The organism is Lyngbya confervoides BDU141951 (assembly GCF_000817775.3).
Classification (GTDB): domain Bacteria; phylum Cyanobacteriota; class Cyanobacteriia; order Thermosynechococcales; family Thermosynechococcaceae; genus Lyngbya; species Lyngbya confervoides.
The window spans coordinates 52,562-72,627 of sequence record NZ_JTHE03000109.1 but is presented as its reverse complement, the minus strand read 5'-3'; the positions used below and the strand labels follow the sequence as shown (position 1 = coordinate 72,627).

Below are 20,066 nucleotides of genomic sequence, written 5' to 3'. Positions count from 1 at the left end.
TACGCGGGAGGTCACAATGGGTCATCGGGGCCATGCGATTGGAGCCATACCATCCTTCATCCCCCCGTTCCTTCGTTCTCTGGGTTCAGGGCTATACCGAGTTGCCACCCCCTGGCTGATCATCGGCGGGACGCTGGGGGAACCTGGACTGGTGCCCATTGCAGCCCAGCCGATCTCGGTGGATGGTAATCTGATTAAACTTTGCGTAAACCAGCTACTCTACGACCACACCTTCAGAGACGGGACGCCAGCAGGCGATCGCACGATTATTGATCCTCGATCTGCGGCGGTGGCCTGTCGCGGCATTCGATCTCGAACCCAGGCAGAGTCTATCCAGCGATGCATGAATCAGCTACTCTATGATCGCATCTTTACCGACGGCAAGCCCGCGGGCGATCGCACCATCCTCGATCCCAGTGCGGCGGCAGAGGCCTGTCAACTCTGTCCCGCGCTGGACTAACCCGAATCCTGGCCTTTGACCAGGAGAGATTTTCACTTCCCCCCTGTGCCAGAGCAGACCAATCCAGGTAAAGTCAGGACTTATATCTTTATCTTCGTTTTATTGAATTATTTTTTACTATCGTGAGTTCTATCCCCGATCTTTCCTTGAACCCCTCCTTGACGCGACCGAGGCCAGGACAGCCGCAAATTCCTAGCTTCGCCGAGGCCGCGCGGCGGGGAGAATTTGTGGTTACGGCGGAGGTAACCCCCCCCAAGGGGGGGGCAGTGGAGCACATGGTCCAACAAGCGCTGCATTTGAAGGGACGCGTTCACGGGGTGAACATCACGGACGGCAGTCGGGCCGTTCTACGCATGAGTTCTTGGGCAGCCTGTTTAGTGCTGCAACGGCAGGGTCTCGACCCCATCTGTCAGATGACCTGCCGCGATCGCAACCGGATTGCCCTCCAGGCAGATTTAATGGGCGCCAGTGCCCTGGGTTTAAATAACATTTTGGCATTGACGGGGGATCCGATTCGCGCAGGCGACTTTCCCCAGGCTAGGGCCGTCTTCGACTTAGAGGCCGTGCGCTTGCTGCGTCTCATTGCTGCCTTAAATCAGGGACAAGATGGCAACGAAAAAAAGCTTCCCGATGGTGCCACTCATCTGTTTGCAGGAGCCGCCGTTGATCCTCAACTAGCAAGCTGGTCCAGCCTTGAAAAGCGATTTGCCCGTAAAATCGAAGCGGGAGCCCAATTTTTTCAAAGTCAGCTGATCGTTGACTTTGACCGTCTAGATCAGTTCATGACAAAAATTGCCCGACCCTACGGAAAACCAGTCTTAGCAGGTATTTTTCTCCTAAAATCGGCCAAGAACGCCCAATTCATCAACAAAAATGTGCCTGGAGTCCAGATTCCCGAGGCCATAATCCAACGGCTGGCCGAGGCGAGCGATCCCCTCGAGGCCGGTATTGCAATTGCCGCTGAGCAGGTGCAGGCAGCCCGCCAACTGTGCCAGGGCGTGCACATAATGGCCGTCAGACGGGAAGATCTCATTCCCACAATTTTAGACCGGGCGGGGGTCGATCCCCTACGGGAGCCCTCCCACGATTCTCGGTGAGGGCAATCTCGCCCCCTTCCGCCAGGAAGACACAAGGGTCAAGCAAGCTCCTTCTCAGCCGCAAAAGCGCTCTGGACTCGCACCTACGCTAGAAGTCTCTGGGGGAAGAATTTTAGGATGCTCTACAATCGCTAAAGTTAATCCGTAGTTCTGTCGCCTTCCCGAGCTGCGATCGCGAATAGAGTTGAACCATGGTTCTCCACCCCAGCCCCTTTCCACCCCCCCAGACTCAGCAGACAAGGCCCTGGTGGAATCGCCCACTGATTGGTCAGAGAAGCCTAATGCAGCGGCTTCAAGACTATTTTTACCGAGAGCCAGTCAGTCCAGAAGCCATCGCCCTGTATCGGGAGCGGTTTCAGCAGATCAGCGATATTGCCAGTCGAACCCAAAGCCTCTATCGATCTAAATTTGGAAGTGCCGAGTTTCTGAGCTTTGTGCGGCTCAACCAAGACTTTCAAGACCGATCGGGTCCCTACCACGAACTCAAGCCCGCGTTGGCTCTCTTGCAGGCAGGCATCGGAGCTCACCAGGCCTTCACCAACCTGGAGCAAATTGAGTTCAATCATCGCGGCAAACGCTTTAACGAGTTCTATAGTTTTGTCGAGAGCCTCTGCCATCAAAGGGTTCAGGCCACAACCTTTCGTCGCCAGACCCAGGCTAAGTTTCAGGATCTATTTCCCATTCTCAAAAGTCAGGAGGGGAAGCTAGCTCTAAAGCGCTACCACAGCTATCTAGAGCGCATTGCGAGCAATGATCTGAGTTTAAATCTCCTCTATGCCTTTAAAAAGTATCAATTTCAGGGATACAACATCTTTCGCAAGCTAGCAGACATTGTTAAGGACCTCCGATGCTCGGATATCCTCAGTCAGGATAGTTTAAGTTTGAAGATTATTACTCATTTTGAATCCTTTGATAAGCTGGGCCTGATTCTGGGGATTCCATCTCGGCAGCAAACCCTGGAAACCTACGGCCTCTTATTCCAGTACATTGCCCTGTCCGAGAAACATGCCCGTGCCTTTGAACAGTTCAAAAGTCTGGTGGATCAGCTACAGCACTGGTACGAGGTCCAGGTACAGCTGGTTACAATCCGTCAGCAATATCCTCCCCAAACCTATAGGTATCCGAAACTGCTTCGGCAGGAGTTGCCGGGTCAAAAACTTTACAATCAGTATGCAGCCTATCTAGGGGAACCCGAGGAAGCGCCTCGCTGACCGTGGCCAGGGATAAACACAGCTGCTTAAAGGGAGGCAGGATTTCAGTACCAACCTGTGCCATTGCCCCCAAGGCGAGTTGGGGAAAAAGATTGATCAGATCCTGAGGCGTACTGCTCTCTAAACATTGCAAGATCTCAGACCACTGTTTCTTTTCCATTAAACGCCAATCCAGCTCGTGTAAAAACCGCCCCAAAATACGCGCTCGATAGTAGGGATCGGGCATGGCCAAAATGGCGGCTAGAGTTTGTCGCCAGTTTTGAGTTCCCTTGATCAGGGGATCGAGTCCCTGGATTTCGTTCCACCGGCTGTCCAGAATATCATCTAGGGCGCTATCTACTCCCATTTCTAGGGAATATTTTTCAATCTGACAGGCAAGATTGACCAGAGCGGCTTGGGGGTAGGTCAGGTATCCCAACTGATGAATTGTGGCCAGCATCTGGTCCAGATCAAGGCGGGGCGTAAGCTGATTGAGAACCCATTCCCGGCCCAGGGGCGATTTGAGGGTGAGCGCCAAGTCCAAGGCCTTAGCAATGAGTCGATCGGGAAGTTGCGGGATAGTATTGACCAGCCGCTCCACCTGCCGGGATTCGTCTGGCTGCCGGGCAATAGCCTCCAGCACTTCATCGGCCCATTTGGGATAATCCGCCAAAAGCTGAATCTTGGCATCTAGCTGGCTAAGCGGATCTGAAAGCTGTTCTACAAAGGCTAGAGCCATAGGGAGCGCTTGCTCAGACCATTGCACCCATTGCACCAGGATATCTAGCTGGACAGATCGGGACTGAACAGAGGCCAACAGATTCTGCCATTGCTGGTCATCAAAGTTGGGATATAGGGGAATCAAATGCAACAGCGTGTTGATCCGCAGCCCCTCGTCCTCAATCCCCTGAGCGATCGCCCAGAGATCCTCTAGCTGCTTTGCCGAACAAGCAGAAGCAGCATCAATCAGGATCATTGCCTTTTCCGCTTCAGTTGCGGCCCCTTCCACAGAGGCCAGCAAGTTGCCCTCCTCCAGAGGCACATTACCCTGCACCTGCTTTTGAAATTGAGCATAGTCGAGGGGAGACAATACCGCCTCAGCCAGTTCATAAACCTCAGATTTTAATTTAGGCGGGTGATCCAGCAGGGTAACCAATACCAGCATCTTCGCCTCCGAAGATTGAAAGCGCTGGAACAAACCAAGCAAGCGCTTTCGAACGGGCTTGGTCACATGGGGAAGAAACTGAGCCAAAACCGTCGCCTGATTCATCTCATCGGAAAACGACGCCAACATCCGCACGGCCCGATCCATTAAGGGAAGGGGGAGAAAGGGGGCAAAGCTGCCCAGGGCAAGGGCCGCGTAAAAGCTGTTTTCCATCCCCTCAATGCATTCCAGAACACGAGGCTTATGTTTAGAGGGCAGGTGTGATACCAGGCCCCTTAGGGCCACGGCTTTGGCTGCATCAGCCCCCAGGAATTCCACCGCACTCAGCAATCTTGGCCATTCTTCTGGGCAGAGCACCGGCCCTAGATCCTGGAGAATTTGGGCCCGGAGATGGGGATCACTCTGCATGTCCAGGTAGGCAAAGGCTTCTTCCAGGGTCCATTGCTCCGCATACAGTAGCTCCCGAACCCAGGAACTTGGGACGGCCTGCATCCGCAGCCGCCGCAGGGATCTTAAGAGGGCGTATTGCGCCTGGGCATAGACCCTTGCATGGGCATCGGAAATAGCGTGAGCCTGGGCCTGGGCCATTCCCAGGGCGCGATCTAGCCAAAATCCCGCCCCCAGTAGTTTCTCCAGAAAATCGGGCTGATCTCGTTGGAGATATTCATCCAGAAGGCCCTGGATTAAATCGGGCTGATCAGCCTGTTGAAGATGCCACTCCAGTTGAGTGGAGAGGTAGTGATCGGACCATGGAGATGAGTCTGACAATAGGCGTTGGAGAAAAATGGCGTGGGCGCGAGACCAGGAGAGATTAAGGCTAGGGAACACCATCCCCGCTGGAAATCCGTCGGTCAACAGGTGCCGCGCCAGAATTCGAAAATCGTGGATCAATAGATACCCTTCTCCCTGAGCCTGGATCAAGCCCGCATCGGCCAGGATACCTAGGGTTGCGTGAGCCTGGGCGGGTTGAACCTGCCATAGCAGGGCGGCGATGGGAACCGTAATCGGAACTCCTGGTCCCGGAATGGCTAACCAAGGAAACAGCTGCTTATGAAAAGTGGTCAGGCGCTGGAGACGAGATTTCAGGGATTCATCCTCCATCACCCGCTGAACCGAAGCGGTCCAATCTCGGCGCTGTTGATCTACCCGCCAGCGTCCAAACCACTTTGCCAAAAACCCCATACTCTGTGTTCCCCCTGATTCACCACGCAACGCTCCGGCCCTCAAATCCTCCAACCGCTGTGCAGCCTGAAACCGCCGGATGTGCCCCACTTCGCACAGGCGGAACAGAGGAGAAGGACGCCTTAATCCCCCTTGGTTCCCTGCGAGAAGAGAGCTCAAACCGACTCCAGGAAAGGTCCAGAACTGCGCCTAACTCAGTCACTGACTCAGTTAACGGTCCAGCCCACAGCGAGTTCAGTCTTTGATGCCCCACAAATTTTGTGAGGAAAGATTAATATTAGAGTGCCCGAATCTGGCAGCACTTGGCCTGTTGATCCAACTTTTTTCGGGCCAGAAAGTTTCCCTTGAATTTCAAATTCAGAAACCACCATAATGACCAAAGTAACGGCAACACTATCCCTGTCTCCATGAGTTCCTCCGCGGCGAGCTATTGCCTAACGTGGCATAGCAAGATTAGCGATATTCCCCAAGCTGACTGGGATCGCCTGGCCCTTCCGCTCAAGACCCCTTTTCTGGAGTGGAGTTGGCTCCATAATCTAGAGGTTTCAGGCAGTGCAGTGCCTAAGACTGGATGGTTGCCCAAGCATCTGGCCCTCTGGCGCAAGCATCCAGATCCCCTCCAGGGGCGCATCCTGGTGGCAGCGGCCCCCCTTTATCTCAAAAGCCATAGCTATGGCGAGTTTGTCTTTGACCAAGAATGGGCTGAGGTGTCCTATCAAATGGGGGTCAACTATTACCCTAAACTGCTGGGGATGACGCCCTTTACCCCCGCAGAGGGCTATCAATTTTTAATGGATCCTGCCGAACCCGCAGCAGAGATGATGGGGGCAATGGTGGGAGCCATTGATGATTTCTGTGCCCATAACCGTATCCAGGGCTGTCATTTTTTATTTGTGGATCCTGGTTGGCAACAGCAGATGGAGCCGTTGGGGTTTATCCCCTGGCTACACCACAGCTACGTTTGGAACAACCAAAACTACGGCACCTTTGAGAGCTACCTGGGTGATTTTAATGCCAATCAGCGCCGCAATATCAAGCGGGAGCGCAAGGCTTTGGCTAAGGCTGGATTACACCTGGAGGTTCTCACTGGGGAGGAGATTCCTGCGGAATTCTATGACCGCATGCACCACTTCTACGATGACACCTGCTCAAAATTCATGTGGGGTAGCAAATATCTCACCCGTCAATTTTTCCTGAATTTAGCCTCAAGTTTTGCCGATCGCGTGGTGCTGATCAGCGCTGTTCATCAAGATGCGCCCCATACCCCGGTAGGCATGTCCTTTTGTCTACGTAAGGGCGATCGCTTTTACGGACGCTATTGGGGCAGCGTGAAGGAAATAGATTGTTTGCACTTCAATGCCTGCTACTACAAACCCATTGAATGGGCCATTGATCAGGGGATTCAGCAGTTTGACCCAGGGGCCGGGGGGCGACACAAAAAGCGGCGTGGCTTTCCGGCAACCCCCAACACCAGTTTGCATCGGTTCTATCACCCCAAGCTGCGGCGGGTTTTTGAGCAATATATCCCCGAGATTAATCGCATGGAACAGCGCCAGATTGCTGCCATTAATCAGAATCTGCCCTTTCGGTTTGAGACTCAGCCTGGGATCTGAGACATCGCCCAGGGCACGCCTTCCGCCCACTGAGCAAGGGGTAAGCCCCAAGCAGCCAATACCCGCAGTCCTAGCAGCCCAGGCTCTCGCGAGTCTGGACGCCAGTGGTGGGATTCACGCCCGCGGCAGTTTCGCACATCTGGGACACTTGATAGCGATCTAGCATAGCCCCACTGAAGTCGGCGCCTTCGATGTTGGCCCCATAGAAATGGCTGCTGGTGAGGATGGCATCGACAAAAATGGCATTGGACACATCCGCTTCGTTAAAGTCCACGCGATCGCCAAACACTTCCCTCAGATTGGCCCCTTGCAAATTAGCCCGGACAAAGGAGGCCTTTGTGAGAATGGTGCCTGCTAAATTGGCATCCTTGAGGTTGGATTCTTGCAGATCCGCCCCGGCAAAGGAGGTGCCGGACACATCCTGGCCTGAAAAATCACTTCCCTGCAGCTCCGCCAGGGTATAGTCCACGGTGTTTTCTCGCTGCCAGATCGCTGCCGCCTCAACGCTCCCCCCAGACCACCCGAGCATTCCAATCAGCAGAATCATCACTCCCCATAGGACTCCTCGCCTCCAGTCAGCTGCGATCGCCATTGTTTACCTCCGCCTTATTTTTGCTGTTTTCACTGTAGCGACTTTTGAGGAGCCTCGGTCAGCGCGGGATCAGTGGCATAATGGGGGCTTAATGGTTCACGATTCCCAGGATGACCGGAAGCATCACCGACCCATCGTGCAGTCTCGCCGTGGCCCAAAAGATTGCCGCCAAATTTTTCCCCGAGGCCCATATTCACACGGTGCAATCCCTGGGAGAGGGCAATATTAACGATACCTACCAGGTGAGGGTGAGCGGGGCTACGCCTCAGCAATTTGTCCTGCAGCGCATTAATCCCCACGTATTTGCAAAGCCGCAACAGGTGGTCGAAAACATTTGTCGGGTTGGAGATCACATCGCCCAACAGGGTCAGGTGTTTCCCGCCGCCAATCCGCGTCGCTGGGAGGTCCCCAGGGTGATCCCAACGCCCCAGGGGGAACGCTCTCTCCAGGACTCGCAGGGCTACACCTGGCGCGCAATGACCTATATTGACGCAGCTTGCACCTACAATCAAATCCACTCGCCCCAACTGGCGCAGGAAGTGGGATTTGGCCTGGGGGTGTTTCATCGTTTAATTCACGATTTACCGGTCTCTCACCTCATCGACACCCTGGAAGGGTTTCACATTACCCCTCGCTATCTGGATCAGTTCGACGCTGTCTGCGCTGCCCACCCTACCCAGATCAGCAATCTGCCTCCTGAGGATTTTCCCTCGGGGGCTCAAGATTCCCTGGCTGCCCAGCGCACCCACTATCTCGTCTATGGCTTGGGCATGATCCGCGATCGCCGCGCCTGGTCCTCTGTGTTAGAAACCGCAAAGCACCAGGGGCGGCTTCGGCTGCAACCGATTCACGGTGACCCAAAGGTGAACAATGTCATGATTGACGCCCAGACGCACCAGGCGGTGGGGCTCATTGATCTCGACACCGTTAAGCCAGGATTAATCCATTACGACATTGGAGATTGTTTGCGGTCAGGCTGTAATCCCCTGGGGGAAGAGACCACCGAATTCCACCGCGTTTCCTTCGACCTGGATCTTTGTGCAGCGATGTTACGAGGCTATTGCACCGTTGGGCAGGCGTTTTTGCAGCCGACCGACTATGACTATCTGTACGACAGTATCCGTTTGCTGCCCTTTGAGCTGGGACTGCGGTTTTTTACCGATTACCTGGCAGGCAACTCCTACTTTAAGGTGACCCATCCTGAGCAAAATCTACACCGCGCGGTCGTGCAGTTTAAGCTTGTGGAAAGTATCGAAGCCCAGGCTCCAGCCATTCGAACCCTGATTCAGTCGCTGCGCTGATGTCACCCTACACGCTCATCCCCTTTGAGACCTCCAGTTTTGCGGATCTCGATCCCCCCCCACAGATCACCGCCACCGTCAAGCGCCAGCGGTCTTTACTGAGGATATCCTTTGAGTTGACGGGGGCGATCGCCGCGCTGGCCCTACCGCAGCGCCATCCCCTGAGCCAGCGTCGCCATCATCTCTGGCAGCATAGCTGTTTTGAGTGCTTTGTGCGGCCCCAAGCAGCTGATCGCTACTGGGAGGTCAATGTCTCTCCCACGGGCGATTGGAACCGATATGCATTTTCCAGCTACCGCGCGGGGATGACCCCCTGCCCTGCCGTCACGGATCTACCAGTACAGATTAAACGCACAACACACCACTACCACCTGAGCTACGCGGTGGATCTCACCGCGATCGCCCCGCCGACTCAGCCCCTTGATCTGGCGATAGCAACGGTACTGGAAACCCAGACAGGATTATTGAGCTATTGGGCCTTAACCCACCCAAGCGCCACCGCCGACTTTCATCATCCCGATAGCTTTCTAGGCCACTGTCCTGCCTACCCAGCGGACCGCGCCTAGGCCTGAAAATATTGATCAATCACTTGATGGACCGCGTTGAGAAGCTGGGGCGGGATCTTTGAAGACTGGCGTTGCATTCCCTGCAGAATCGGCCAGATGGCCTCGAAGGCGTCTTCATAGCGCTGCAAGCGATCCTTCCAATGCTGAATCGCCGTTTCATATTCGCGACCCTGTTGAGCCTGATGCAAAATTTGCTCCTGCATCTCAGCAATTTGCTGCTCCTGGTGTTCAATACGCTCTTGGGCAGAAAGCGATTGCTGCTCCAGTTCACTCGAAGCCTGCTGGAGTCGAGCTTGAATCAGGGTTTGCTGGGCCAGTTCATTTTCTAAGCTGGCAATTTTGTTCTGGGCCTTGTAAAGGGTTGCGCTTAGATCTTGAATCGCTAAATTCTTTTGGGAGTCCGGCTGCTGAGACTTTTGCAGGGCCTGAATAATGGATTCATAGCGCTGTAGCGTTTCCTTGGCCTTGTTCAATTGCCATTCCAAACTCGACACTTCTTCCTGTTGTCTGCGAATATCCTGGCGCAGTCGATCCACCGTTTTTTGGGAAATGATGCGCTGCTGGGTGGATTGGACGATAGAATCCTGGGATTGCTGAAGCTGTTCGCGGAGATTGTGAATTTGCTGATGGAGATTTTCCTGCTCTGCAGTGGAGTGGGATTGAAAGGCTCTCAGGGCAATCAGCTCATGATGCTGTTCATCAAGCTGCAAACTCAGAGCTTGCCGCTGATCTTGCAGGATCTGGATCTGCTGATCTTGAGCATGAAACTGCCGCAGCTGATCTTGCAGCGTGGAGATAGCTTGCTGTTGAATGTGGGAATATTCCTCCGTCGCCGCAAGCTGAGTGGCCAAAAATTCCTGGTCTGACAGGGTCGCCTTGAGTTCATGAATATAGCCCTGACACTGCTCCAGAGCCATTTCAAGCTGTCGAATGCGTCGCGGGGCGTAATCGGCCTCTCTGGATTCCGCAACAAGGCGATCGAGACGAGTTTCAGCGCTGGTTTTCTCGAGACCTAAATCCGCGAGATCCACATCAGAGGGAGGCAAAACATCTCCAGAATCTGCTGATGCTAAGGCCGTCTCGGGGCGATCGCCCGACCCATCCCCCGCATCGGGCTCTGGAGCGGACAAATCATTTACATTCGGGTCTTGTGGGCCGTCAATAGTCACAGAAGCTTCAGAAATTGAGCATCATCGCCAACATCAACTGGAGGGCATCCCTCTGACTTCCCCCAGCACCACCGGATCTAGAGATTCCTCCACATACCTTAAACTTCCCTCGGTATTTTTGCTAAGCGTACAGGAATATTCATCTCAATTCAGCCTGATTGTCAGCCAAACGCCCCAAAGCCCCGGTCAAAATCAAGACTAGCCTCAATTTTGCAGATTTACAAACAATTGTTGATTGCCGTTGATGGGCTATGTCCAGCGGCTGCCTTGAAATTTTAAACAGCCTATTGTGGGATAGCAGGGGTATGCCACCCTTCAGCGGACGATGGCGCCGCCGATCGCCCAACTCTCCCTCGTGAAAGGTCAGCTCCGGCGTTACAACCGTCAATATCGAGAGCAGGCAAAGCTCTATCAGTCGGAGATCTAGGCTCTGTGTGAAAACCGCGATCGCCTGCAAGCGGCCATTCAAATGCTCGCCGCCGAAAAGCGGTAGATTGAACAGTCCCAGCGCGCTGCCATTGAGATGCTAGAGTCCGAACTAGGCCAGATGACCGTACATATCGAGTCGCTCTCCCAGGCTTTTCAGCAGATCCGAGATTTTGAGGATTCAACCGCCAATTTTGATTCTCCAAACCTGATTCGACGGCTGATGCAATTTTTGCGGACGGCAAAACTCTTTTTTGGCTGGTGGAACCAGGAGGAGCGATCGCAGTCCGCATCGTCAGCTACGCGGGATACCGACGAGCCGCCAAGCAGCAGGGCATCAGGTTTAAAAAAACGCCCTCCTGGGACAAACTGGTTTGTGCCTTCAGCTATGTAGAGGCCATGCGGCAGCTGAGTTTGGCCTACGCGCAAGCCTACCCACACCCACAGTTGGAAGGAATCAAGTTTGAGCTGGAAATCTAAGGGAGAAGAAGAACCCCTGAGCGATCGCATCCCCAGAGGATCAATCCCATCTTCGACACTCGGAGGAGGCCGTTCCAACCCCAGATCAAAATCGGGTTCCCCGATACAGCCCCCGCCGTTCCTGAGCCAGACGGCGAGAGATTTTTGGCAAGTCCCCACGGCGTCCAACCACAATTAAGGTATCCCCGCCGTGCAGAAATACCTCGGGGCTGGGATGAATAATCATCTCACCCGCGGCCCGTCGCAGGGCCACCACAATAAAGGATCCTTTGCCGCGAATTTCTACGTTTTCAATACTGGTGCCCACCCAATCGGACTGGGGCTTAATCGGGAGTTCATCCAACTGCACATGGATTTGGGCCAAAATTTCATTCAAGCTGGACAGACTATTATTGGCAGACAAAAAGTCGAGGGAGGCAGGATGCGTAATCAGATGGGCCATACGAATCGCTCCGATGGACGCTGGAAGGACCACCCGGTTGGCACCGGCCTGCAGTAATTTTTTTTCCGTTGACCCCTGCTCCCCACGCGCTAAAATCATTAGCCCTGGGTTAAGGTTACGGGCCGTGAGCGTGATGAACACGTTCAGCGCATCATTGGGCAATACCGTGGCCAAGGTCGTCGCCCGTCCAATCCCCACCTCCATCAACAATTGCTCATCGGTGGCATCTCCTAAACGCACCAGATAGCCCAGGGACTGGGCCTGATCCACTCTGGCCTCATCGCGGTCAACGATGACAAAGGGACGCTGCGCTTCCACCATGTGTCTGGCCAGAAGCAACCCCATGCGCCCAAATCCACAAATGATCAGGTGGCCCTCTAACACTTCAATCTCTCGACTCATGCGCCGTGCTCCTAAGGCTCGGTTGATTTCTCCCTCGGTGGCCATCTGCAAAAAGCCGCCCACTACGTACACTGCGGAGGAGGTTCCCGCCACAATGACAAAGATCGTAAACAGGCGCAATCCCGGATCTAATACCGGTCGAACTTCCCCATATCCCACCCCAAAGATGGTGATGACCACCATATAAACCGCATCCATCCAGCTCCACCCCGCTAAGCGGTAGCCAAAAACCGCAACCAGCTGGGTCGCCAGGAATAGAATTGCACCAAAGAGGATACGCCGGATTGAGGTCTTCATTAAAGTGCCAGGCAGCTAGGAGCAAGGCAGCCGCAGGGGAAGGCGATCGCGGGGGACAGCCTCCTATCTTGACGGAATATGGGAGAGCGATCGCGTATCAAACGCTACGAAAGGGTAGATTCTTTGGCAAAAGGCAGATATCTCTTGGGTTTATTCAATGTTTAGCAACTGCTTCAGGATTTTTCGCTCTTCAATCGGCAGTGCCATAAATACGCTGAGGTCGTCGGGGGCTTTTTTGTACTGGAGGGTGGCGCTGAGCAGGCGCAGCGGGATTTGAAACTCGCGGCGATCGCCCACTAGTTCTTGCCAGACCTGCAGCCAGGCTTCGGCTTTAGCCTGACTCACCTGTTCTGACGTTAGTTTGGCAGCCTGCTGGGTGAGTCCCTGGGTGAGGGCGCTGATACAGTTCGCGTCATCGAAGACTTGGATGAGTTTGCGGAGCCAGGATTGCCAGTTGGCAGAATCGTCAAATTTCTGAAACAGAGCCTGAAGGCCCAGATCAAAATGCCACCCTCGTTTCTGTTCGGCATGGGTCAAAGACTGGAGAGCAGATTCCAGCTCGGTGAGCTGCTGTTCAGAGATATTTTGGCAAAATAAGAGTTCTGCCCGGTTTAGTCTTGCCCAAATAGAATCAGGGTGATGTTCTAAGGCTCTGTCATAGCTGGCGATCGCGTCTTCATAGCGACCTAGGTATCCTAAGGAAATCCCCCGATGGTTCCACGCTTGATTATCATCAGGCTTGATCTCTAGCGCTCTGTCATAGCTGGCGATCGCTTCTTCATAGCGACCTAGGTTAGCAAAGGAAATCCCACGGTCGTACCACGCCTCATTGATATCAGGCTTGATCTCTAAGACTCTCTCAAAGCTGGTGATCGATTCCTCGTAACGGCCCAAATTACCCAAGGCAAGGCCTAAATTAAAATGGTCAAGGTCATTGCCCCTTAGCCTGACCAACTTCTGTGCATCTGCACACAATTCAGCAAAGTTTTGACTCCTACTGTGTTGATACAATGCCTCAACACAAACTGATATCCGTGGATCTGACTCTTTTTCAAGCTCTTCTCTCAATGCTTGTTCCAAATAAATCCTATGGTTTTCCGTAGCCAGAGTGGAACAGCCTTGTACGCCTAAAGCTGTTGCCCTGTCATTCTTCGCAGCCCTCCCCCGAACCGTCATCAGGCCGTCATACATCGCCTCTAGGTTTTTCCGGCCATACCAAGTCCTCAAAAAATCTACAATTAACCGAATCGGCTCACCCCTGGCTTGCTTTACCGATAAACAAATTCGCATCAACGGCTCCCGCAGCTCATAGAAAGCCAACCGCCCATAGGTTTCTGACACCACATATCCCTTATCCCGCAAATCCTTCAACTGGCTCGAAGTCGTCTGGGACGTCGCAAAACATTGCTGGGCAATATCCTTCACCGGCATCGCATACCGCCGACTGCAGAGCACCTCAAGAATTTTGCGCTGCTGTGGCGAAAGATAACTCATCCGCGCCTGATAATAGGGCGTTAAATCATCCAACATTTGCATAAACGGATCAATCAAATCATCCAGCGACTCGCAGGTCAAAAATTCCGAAAACACCACATAAATCCTCGGATTCCCCCCCGCCAAATGATGCACTGCCTGCACCCGCCTGCGCCCCTCCGCCGTCGCCAAAAACCGCACGAGATTCTGATTGCCCTCAAGCGCTGCAATGTTGCGGAGCAAAGTCACCGCCTCATCCACCGAAAAATCCTTCAGATAGCGAATCCGAAAAAATCCGTAAAACGGCGAGGTTTGTAGCTTCACCCCATTAAACAAACTTTGCGACGTGGCAATAATCGTGCAACATCCCGTTTCCTGTAAAAGCGATCGCAACTTTTTCTGCCCCTCATCCCCCAACCCCTGGAAAATCTCATCCGAATTTTCCATCAGCAATAACAGCGTATTCTGGCCTAAATATTCATGCAAAAGCTGAAGCGCTTGTTTCTCCGCCACATCTAACGACATTTCATAAAATGCCACCGTCTTTTCCTTCAGCTTTGCCCCTGGATTCGCCTCCTGCAATGCCCGCAAAATCCGCAACAGTAAATCAAAAAACGAACTAATCCCCCATTCCTCTTCCCGCAGCCAAGCAATTTTGAGCCGATCTTGAATGGCCTCCAGCTCCATCACGCGATGGTAAACCAGCGAAACCAAATGCGTTTTACCAATTCCCCTCGGCCCAATCAGCAACGTGTAATGCTTATTCCTCGACACCACACTTTCTTGCACCAGCTCCACCAACGTCTGAGCCAGCTTATGCCGCTGCACAAAAATCGCCTCTAAATTTTCATGGCTCAGCAAACTCGGCGTATATCGTGAAACCCGCATCAGCCCAACCCCCGGTGCACTTTCCAGCTGTTCCGAATCAGGGAAAATCGAAAGCGATGGGCATTCACCTCCGGCAGTTCGATATAGTGATCCCGCATCAGCATCGTTACCATGGCCCGTGTTGTTTCCTCATCAAACGCCTCGGTTTTCGTCAACACACGGTTGTACAACTCTCGAAAAGAAAGCGGTTGATCCTCAACTGCCAACACATCCAAAACCGCCAACGCCAAATACTTTTCACTATCTGGGTAATAGGTCTCAATCCGTTCCTGAAAATAGCGCAAATGCCATGGGTCGTCCGGATCTAGCAGATAATGCCGCACAATGGCATCGGTCGTCACACCCCCAAAATCCTCCACCTCATCTGCCAAATGCCCCACCATCTGATGAATAAAAAACGGAATATAATCAGCGGCGATCGCGATCTCCCGTGCCCACCTTTCAACTTCCGTTAAGGAAATTTGCTCCCCTGCAATCAAAGCTTGAGCCAATGCCACACCATCTGCTTCTGCCAAGGGCGGTACATCCACCGTCTTCATATCATTAGTCGGATCGTTGGCATATCCCGACCGCTTTAACTTGGTCAATACATTATGTAAACCAATCGATCCGGTAAACACCATCCGCACCTTGTGGCCATAGGTTTGCCGAATTGCCCGCAGCTCATCCAAAATCTCCTCCGCCACTTGTTCCCCTTCCTGACGGCGGATGTCATAGACCATCAGCGGCAACTCATCCCAAAACAAAATGATTTGTTCCGGGCGCTGGTCGAGTAAATCCTCTAACGCCTGACGTAAAATCAGCTTCCAGTGCGCCGCAGCCCGCTCCGGAATTTTGACCACTCCACCAATTTCAAATCCCTCAAAAGCTTGCGCCGCCTCCTGCAATTTCTTCCATCCTTTTTGCTTGAGGGTCAAATAATCCTGAGCATCCTCCACCACCCGCCGCGTAAAATCCAGCGCCGTTTTACACCCCTCCAAATCCCGAAATATTGCCACCTTTCCTGTTGGCAGCTCCTGGTACATCTTACGGATCACGCTGGTCTTCCCCATCCGTCGCTCTGCCGTCAACACCAGACTCTGACGATCAAGGATTTTCCAAAGCTTTTTAATGAAGCGATCGCGCCCCACCACCTCATCCGGAGCCAAATTTCCACCAGGATTAACTCGCATAAATATAAGTCGACATCAACATACGTCAATTCTAACGTACGTCGAATTCAACGTATGTTTATTAGGCCTATTACTTTCGATGCGAAAGCAAACCTGAAGCGATCGCACTCCAGCTAGGATGAAGTGAAAGCCTTTCTTAACGCAATCCCTGCATGGATGCCTTTGGCCCCAGACTCCAGACCACGCGCGCAACTTCGTTAGAAGATGGCAACATTTTTCAGGAATTAAGCACACACCTGATCTTTAGTGTGCCGATCGCCCTCTATTACTCTGCAGAAGCTCCCCGGTTGCCTTTCGGCGATGCATCCAGCTTTGTCATCCCGGATACTCCGGTTTATCTGCAAACTCACGAGGAAAATACCGGAGGACGAGCTGCCATACAGGCTGTTTTATCGGCTCGCATGGATGAGAATCTTTGCGAAAGCGGACAGCTCATGCGTCTCATCGTTGCCTGCGGTGGAAACTTGAGGGACTTATTTACTTTAGTAACCTATGCTGCAGAAAGTACTCAGATTCGAAATGCAACACAGATTAGTGAGGCAGATGTTACGGGGGCAGTTCTGAATCTCCGCAGCGATTATGAGCGCCGCCTCGGACAAAGTCCCTTTGATATCGATCCGGTGCCATATGCCGAGAAGGTCAGGCTATTGCAGCGGATTTATGAGGGGGATCAAGATACTCAAATTCCGACGCCCGCCCTATATTCTTTGCTAACGAGTCGGGCAGTACAGGAGTTTAATGGACAACGCTGGTTTGGCCTACATCCTATCGTTGTCGATATTTTAAAGAAGCAAAAGCACCTTCCCGAGGACGCGAAGGGTGGCACTCTCTGATTCCCCGCCCATGGGTTCGATCGCCGATATTTCGGCGCGGCTGTTGTTGTGGGCACAACATGCTGAGGCTGGAATGGCACGGGTGGAATTCAGTTCGGAGTTTTCACGCCAGCAGGTGATCGCCTGCTTAAAAACGGAGCTTGACCACCAGCAGATCCCCTTCGCTGAACTTCAGTTGCCGACCTACCGAGAGCCGATGGAAATTGTGGATTACATACTGGCAGAACTGGATCAACGCTCCAGCGGCGTGGTTTCCATTCATGGGTTTTCAACCGCGTTTCGGATAGGAGTGCCGTTGCAGGATGCGATGCTGGCGTTGAACTTCAATCGGGAGCGCTTCGCCGAGCGTCCTTTACGACAAATTTGGTGGATGACCCCAGTTTTTTATGATGCAGCTCAGTTCGCCATGCCGGATTTAATGAGCTGGTTCAACCCGCGCCTGCGGTTAACAGAAGCGATCGCAACAGAACCTTCGGTGCTAGAAATGACTGGGGAAACTGGCAACATTGAGGATGCCCGCCAACGCGCAGAGTTCCTCCTTCAGCGGTTTGAACAAGGGCTAACTGCAGGGGCTGCACACGAGGAATTGCTGAAGTTTAATTTGCTGCCGGCTCTGGAAGCCTTAGCCGCAGTCAACGCCCAAAAAGACCTGCACGATATCACCTCTAGATTCGAGGGATTTTTGAGCCGAATTCAGGCTTCGGATTCTCCAGAGTTAGCCCATAGTCTCGATCGCTTAGGCCGTTTGTATCAAACTCAAGGGCGATACGCAGCAGCAGAGCCCCTCCTAAAAAAAGCCCTGAGTTTACGATGCCATCGTTGGGGCCAAGATCATCTTGAAGTGGCTGCCAGTCTTAACAATTTAGCTTTGCTTTACCAATCTCAAGGACGCAACAGTAATACAGAACAGCTCTATACCAGAGCCCTTGAAATCACAGAAATGCAGCTAGGCAAAAGCCATCCCAACGTGGCTACCTGCCTGCAGAATCTAGCGTTACTCTACCAATCTCAGGGACGTTACAGCGAAGCCGAAGCACTCTACTCGCGATCGCTGAAGATCTTGGAAAAGACTCTAGGGAGCAGTCATCCTGATGTGGCAGTCTTTTTAATCAATTTTGCAGGGCTGTGCAGTCAACAAGGACGCTACGACGAGGCTGAATCACTTTATCGACAGTCACTCAGTATTTTGGAACAGCAATTAGGGCAAAATCACCCTACTGTGGCTACCTGCCTGAACAATTTAGCAATACTCTGCGATAGGAAAGGGTACCACAGTGAAGCCGAATCGCTCTACCTGCGCTCAATTGAAATCCGGGAAAATGCATTGGGTGCAAATCATCCTTTAGTCGGCAGCTCTCTGAACAGCTTGGCCGAACTGTACCGAAGACAAAGGAAATATTGTCAATCTGAGCCGATCTACCTGCGATCGCTGGAAATTTTGGAGCATCAGCTAGGAACAGACCATCCTATCGTGGCAAAGGTGCTAAATAACCTAGCAGAACTCCATCAAGCTCAAGAACGTGACCGTGAAGCCGAGCCACTCTACCTGCGATCGCTTGAAATTCTAGAAAAAACCTTAGGGAAGCATCACCCTGACGTAGCCACCAACCTCAATAATCTAGCAGGACTTTACTGCAAGCAAAAACAATACGACAAAGCTGAACTCCTGTACCTGCGATCGCTTTCCATCCTCCGTCAGCAGCTCGGCAAAGATCATCCGCAGACGCGGGCCTGCGAACAAAATTTTATGACCTTTCTCAAAAAAGTGATCGATGCAGGACAGGCATCTATCCTGTCTGATAACCCCCTGACCCAGAATCTGCTGAAGCAGATTCTGGCAACGCGATCGCAAACACTGCCCCAGGTAGGTCTATGGCTGATGTAGCGCTCAATTCCATGTCTAGCCTGTAAGTTACCGAGAATATGGCTGGTTAATCTCTCGGCACTGATGTCAGCCCAGCAGATGAGAGCATTCAAACCACACGCTGGACTGCCCTATCCTCAGTAACACAGGCGTCCTTTGCACCCATCGCCCCGACCTCAGCCAATAGGATGCACCCGCTTTAACCTCACCCGTTTCGATCTCCAGCATCAGGACTCCCGTTGGAGGGCAGTCGCTGCGATAAAAAAAGTCAAACCTCACACCATTTTTAATCGACCTCGCAACGGCTGTCTTTCAGCCCAACTCACGAGTCAGGGTTGAAGCAAATCACCCAGCGATGTACCCTTGCGTAGGGTTTAAGCGGTTTCCCCCGACCTCCTACCCTCCCTCACCGCACCAACACAAACGCATGGATCTGGTTACCCTTACCCAATACGCCATCAACGGGATCGCCGTCGGCAGCATCATTGCCCTCGCCGCTGTCGGCCTCACCCTTACCTTTGGGATTCTGCGCCTACCCAACTTTGCCCACGGGGATATTCTGACCGCCGGAGCCTACTTCAGTCTGCTGATCAACAGCCTAGGAGTGAATATTGTCCTGGCCTTTATCGGGGGCAGCGCGATCGCCATTGTAGGCGTCCTCCTTTGCGAAGGCCTGATCTGGAAACCCATGCGCGATCAAGGGGTGACCTCCACAACCTTAATGATTATCTCCATTGGGTTAGGGCTGTTTATTCGCAACGCCGTCATTTTCTTCTGGGGCAGCTCCACCAAAAACTATGACCTGCCGGTGCCCACTGCCGTTAACTTTGGCGCCTTTCAAATTCGCTACTACAGTCTCATCGTGATTGGGATGTCCATTGTGACCGTGATTGGCCTGCACATTTTGCTGCAAAACACCAAACTCGGCAAAGCCATGCGGGCAGTGGCCGATGATATTGACCTGGCCCGTGTTTCCGGCATCGACGTGCAGCAGGTGGTGATCGCCACCTGGGTGCTTGCCGGAGGACTGACAGCCTTGAGCGGCAGTATGTACGGACTCATTAACAATCTCAACCCCAATATGGGCTGGTTTTTAATCCTTCCCCTATTTGCTGCGGTGATTCTGGGGGGCATTGGCAACCCCTACGGCGCGATTGCCGGAGCTTTTGTGATCGGCATTACCCAGGATGTGGGAATTTACTGGCTTCCCGAACAATATAAGCTAGCGATTCCCCTCGTGGTGATGATTTTGGTGCTGCTCTTGCGCCCCCAGGGGCTGTTCCGGGGCACGATGTAGCGCGATCCCCCAAAGGTTCAGAAAATAACTCGATTTCACCAGTAGCGATCGCCCCCAGAGGATGTCACAATCTTTGGGAGAGTTTGGCCTAGAACAATCTCTTCCCGGACTGTCAAGGGTCTGTCCACCCCTTATTACGCGCACTCACAAAAAAACC

At 52.9% G+C, this 20,066-nt stretch carries 15 protein-coding genes; 9 read left to right on the top strand and 6 right to left on the bottom strand.

Annotated features, from left to right (window positions below):
- Positions 1-16 precede the first annotated feature (16 nt).
- Entirely contained in the window at positions 17-460 is a 444-nt protein-coding gene (locus QQ91_RS19570; RefSeq protein WP_166277664.1) for a hypothetical protein, read from the top strand.
- A gap of 188 nt (positions 461-648) precedes the next feature.
- On the top strand, positions 649-1,557 hold the full coding sequence (locus tag QQ91_RS19565; RefSeq protein WP_166277817.1) for a methylenetetrahydrofolate reductase: 909 nt from the start codon (positions 649-651) through the stop codon (positions 1,555-1,557).
- Positions 1,558-2,637: 1,080 nt separating this feature from the next.
- On the opposite strand, the gene QQ91_RS19560 is transcribed toward QQ91_RS19565, so the two are convergent.
- Positions 2,638-5,253 carry a hypothetical protein gene (locus QQ91_RS19560; protein WP_166277661.1) on the bottom strand — a complete coding sequence of 872 codons (2,616 nt, stop codon included), beginning with the start codon at positions 5,251-5,253 and terminating at the stop codon, positions 2,638-2,640.
- 248 nt (positions 5,254-5,501) lie between these two features.
- On the opposite strand from QQ91_RS19560, the gene QQ91_RS19555 reads away from it, so the two are divergent.
- Positions 5,502-6,707 carry a GNAT family N-acetyltransferase gene (locus QQ91_RS19555; protein WP_166277658.1) on the top strand — a complete coding sequence of 402 codons (1,206 nt, stop codon included), beginning with the start codon at positions 5,502-5,504 and terminating at the stop codon, positions 6,705-6,707.
- A 70-nt stretch (positions 6,708-6,777) separates the two neighbouring features.
- On the opposite strand, the gene QQ91_RS19550 is transcribed toward QQ91_RS19555, so the two are convergent.
- Positions 6,778-7,254: a pentapeptide repeat-containing protein gene (locus tag QQ91_RS19550; RefSeq protein ID WP_166277814.1), complete on the bottom strand. Its 477-nt coding sequence runs from the start codon at positions 7,252-7,254 to the stop codon at positions 6,778-6,780.
- A 155-nt stretch (positions 7,255-7,409) separates the two neighbouring features.
- Here QQ91_RS19550 and QQ91_RS19545 point away from each other — a divergent pair, with 155 nt between their 5' ends.
- Both QQ91_RS19545 and QQ91_RS19540 read left to right on the top strand, forming a co-directional pair.
- Entirely contained in the window at positions 7,410-8,600 is a 1,191-nt protein-coding gene (locus tag QQ91_RS19545) for a phosphotransferase enzyme family protein (protein WP_166277656.1), read from the top strand.
- Entirely contained in the window at positions 8,600-9,166 is a 567-nt protein-coding gene (locus tag QQ91_RS19540) for a DOMON-like domain-containing protein (RefSeq protein ID WP_166277653.1), read from the top strand. The genes QQ91_RS19545 and QQ91_RS19540 overlap by 1 nt, the downstream gene beginning before the upstream one ends.
- Here the strand turns inward: QQ91_RS19540 and QQ91_RS19535 are convergent.
- Positions 9,163-10,335 carry a coiled-coil domain-containing protein gene (locus QQ91_RS19535; RefSeq protein ID WP_166277650.1) on the bottom strand — a complete coding sequence of 391 codons (1,173 nt, stop codon included), beginning with the start codon at positions 10,333-10,335 and terminating at the stop codon, positions 9,163-9,165. The two genes, QQ91_RS19540 and QQ91_RS19535, sit on opposite strands and share 4 nt — an antisense overlap.
- Positions 10,336-11,022: 687 nt before the next feature.
- Here QQ91_RS19535 and QQ91_RS19530 point away from each other — a divergent pair.
- Entirely contained in the window at positions 11,023-11,241 is a 219-nt protein-coding gene (locus QQ91_RS19530) for a hypothetical protein (RefSeq protein WP_166277647.1), read from the top strand.
- A gap of 85 nt (positions 11,242-11,326) precedes the next feature.
- On the opposite strand, the gene QQ91_RS19525 is transcribed toward QQ91_RS19530, so the two are convergent.
- The 3 genes from QQ91_RS19525 to QQ91_RS19515 all read right to left on the bottom strand — a co-directional run bounded on the left by QQ91_RS19525 (position 11,327) and on the right by QQ91_RS19515 (position 15,915).
- A complete protein-coding gene (locus QQ91_RS19525) occupies positions 11,327-12,382 on the bottom strand; it encodes a potassium channel family protein (protein ID WP_166277644.1) in 1,056 nt (351 codons plus the stop codon).
- 150 nt (positions 12,383-12,532) lie between these two features.
- Positions 12,533-14,743, bottom strand: coding sequence for a tetratricopeptide repeat protein (locus tag QQ91_RS19520; protein ID WP_166277641.1), 2,211 nt, complete (start codon positions 14,741-14,743; stop codon positions 12,533-12,535).
- Positions 14,743-15,915: an ATP-binding protein gene (locus QQ91_RS19515; protein WP_166277638.1), complete on the bottom strand. Its 1,173-nt coding sequence runs from the start codon at positions 15,913-15,915 to the stop codon at positions 14,743-14,745. Before QQ91_RS19515 ends, QQ91_RS19520 begins: the two co-directional genes overlap by 1 nt.
- Positions 15,916-16,067: 152 nt before the next feature.
- Here QQ91_RS19515 and QQ91_RS19510 point away from each other — a divergent pair, with 152 nt between their 5' ends.
- The 3 genes from QQ91_RS19510 to QQ91_RS19500 all read left to right on the top strand — a co-directional run bounded on the left by QQ91_RS19510 (position 16,068) and on the right by QQ91_RS19500 (position 19,909).
- Positions 16,068-16,748, top strand: a complete 681-nt coding sequence (locus QQ91_RS19510; RefSeq protein WP_166277635.1) for a hypothetical protein — start codon at positions 16,068-16,070, stop codon at positions 16,746-16,748.
- Complete coding sequence (locus QQ91_RS19505) at positions 16,735-18,633, top strand: tetratricopeptide repeat protein (protein ID WP_166277632.1); 1,899 nt, start codon at positions 16,735-16,737, stop codon at positions 18,631-18,633. The genes QQ91_RS19510 and QQ91_RS19505 overlap by 14 nt, the downstream gene beginning before the upstream one ends.
- A gap of 406 nt (positions 18,634-19,039) precedes the next feature.
- Entirely contained in the window at positions 19,040-19,909 is an 870-nt protein-coding gene (locus QQ91_RS19500) for a branched-chain amino acid ABC transporter permease (RefSeq protein WP_166277629.1), read from the top strand.
- The last annotated feature ends 157 nt before the right edge of the window (positions 19,910-20,066 follow it).